Below are 1,594 nucleotides of genomic sequence, written 5' to 3' on the forward strand. Positions count from 1 at the left end.
TGTCTCCGCTAAGTTCAAATGTCGTGCCTCCAGCTAAATAGAAATGTCGGGTTTTGCTGTGCTTTTTCTTATGTTTCTGGGTTGGGGCGGCGCAGCCGCCCCCCGTTCCCGCCTTGCCTTGGCACTGACTTCCAGAACAGCATGATTGATGTCGGCAACGTCAATGGCGCGCTGTTTCTTCAGTCCGACAAGCGCTTGCTTCGCCCGCACCGCTTCGCCACAGTGCGTGCGTGACGGTGAGCCCGCCGCCCGGCGATCGTCGCGGATCGCCTGTACGCAGCGGGCCACCTCCAGTACGCTCGCGAGCCGCTTGTTCTCGACCTCGGCGCCCTGATCGACACGTGCGATGCGATCATATTGCCGGTACGGTAGCGTCATACCGCTGGCCTGGACCTCGACGACGCCATCGGGGTATTCAACGACCTCGACGTATTCATGCATCAGCCCTCGACTGACGGGCGTGTCATCGAGCAGATACATCACGCGGTCGTACTGCACGGTCAGTGCATTGGAGACCTTGCGTGGCACGCGATACGCGAGGATCTGTCGCAGATCTTCGTCAGCACGCAAGGGCCGGTGCGCGTCGTAATCGCTCTTCGGTGGCTTGCCGAAACGCCGGTTGAAGTCGGCGATGAAGGAGGGCGCATACGCGTTGGCCGCCTCCCGCGTGCTGATGCCCTGCAGTCGCAACTCCTTGACCAGCCGGTCCTGCAACGTCAGGTTGGCGCGCTCCACGCGCCCCTTGGCCTGGCTCGTGTTCGCACAGAATGCGTCGATGTTCAGTTCGTACAGCGCGCGGCCGAACTGCGTGACGCCTTTGCCCGCCGTCTGCGAGCGCTGCTTCACGTAAAAGACGCTGGCCTTGTCGCTATAGAACGCGATGGGCTTGCCGTGCACGTTCAGATACTTCGCCAGCGCCTCAAAGTAACTGAAGGTCGACTCGGTCGCCGTGAAGTGCAGCGCCATCAGCCGCCCGGTCGCGTCATCGATGAACACCAGCAGCGTACAGGCGGGCGCCCGGTCCTCGAACCAGCGATGATCGCTGCCGTCGATCTGGATCAGTTCGCCCAGGCATGCACGACGGTTACGCGGCTGGTAGATCTTCGGCGGACGCTCCCTGCGCGGCACCCACAGTCCGGCTGCCCGCATCAGCGTGCGCACCGTCTCGACCGCCAGTCCGATGCCGTGACACTCCCGCAGCTTCTCGCAGGCCAGCGTCGGCCCAAAATCCGGGTAGCGCTCGCGGATCAGCGCCAGCGCCCGTTGCGCCTTGCCGGGCGGCAGCTGGTGGTTGCCGGGACGGCCACGCTTGCCCGATACCAGTCCCGCCACGCCAGCGGCCTGATAGCGCAGCACCAGCCGCTCAACCTGTCGCACGCTCAGCCCAAGCCGCCCGGCGGCCTGGCCCGGCTTGAGCCGCGCCTCCGTTACCGCCTGGATGACCTTGAACCGGTCCACCTCGCGCATCGTCATCGTGATCGTCCCAGTCGCATTCATCGCCGGCTCCTCCCAGAGCGGATGTCCGGCGCTCAAACTACCCAGAACACGACATTTCTATTTAGCGGAAACCCGACATTTCTATTTGGGACCGACA

1 protein-coding gene is annotated in these 1,594 nt (G+C 63.6%); it reads right to left on the reverse strand.

Annotated features, from left to right (window positions below; translation table 11 throughout):
* Positions 1-33: 33 nt before the first annotated feature.
* The gene (locus tag EVC45_RS44505; RefSeq protein ID WP_129964351.1) at positions 34-1,497 is read right to left on the reverse strand and encodes an ISNCY family transposase; all 1,464 of its coding nucleotides are present in this window, start codon (positions 1,495-1,497) and stop codon (positions 34-36) included.
* Positions 1,498-1,594 lie beyond the last annotated feature (97 nt).

The organism is Paraburkholderia sp. UYCP14C (genome assembly GCF_004197395.1).
In the GTDB taxonomy this organism is placed as follows: domain Bacteria; phylum Pseudomonadota; class Gammaproteobacteria; order Burkholderiales; family Burkholderiaceae; genus Paraburkholderia.

Bases quoted from the DNA above. Each gene is read 5' to 3' on its own strand.
- EVC45_RS44505 (WP_129964351.1), bottom strand. From the start codon at position 1,497: ATGAATGCGACTGGGACGATCACGATGACGATGCGCGAGGTGGACCGG.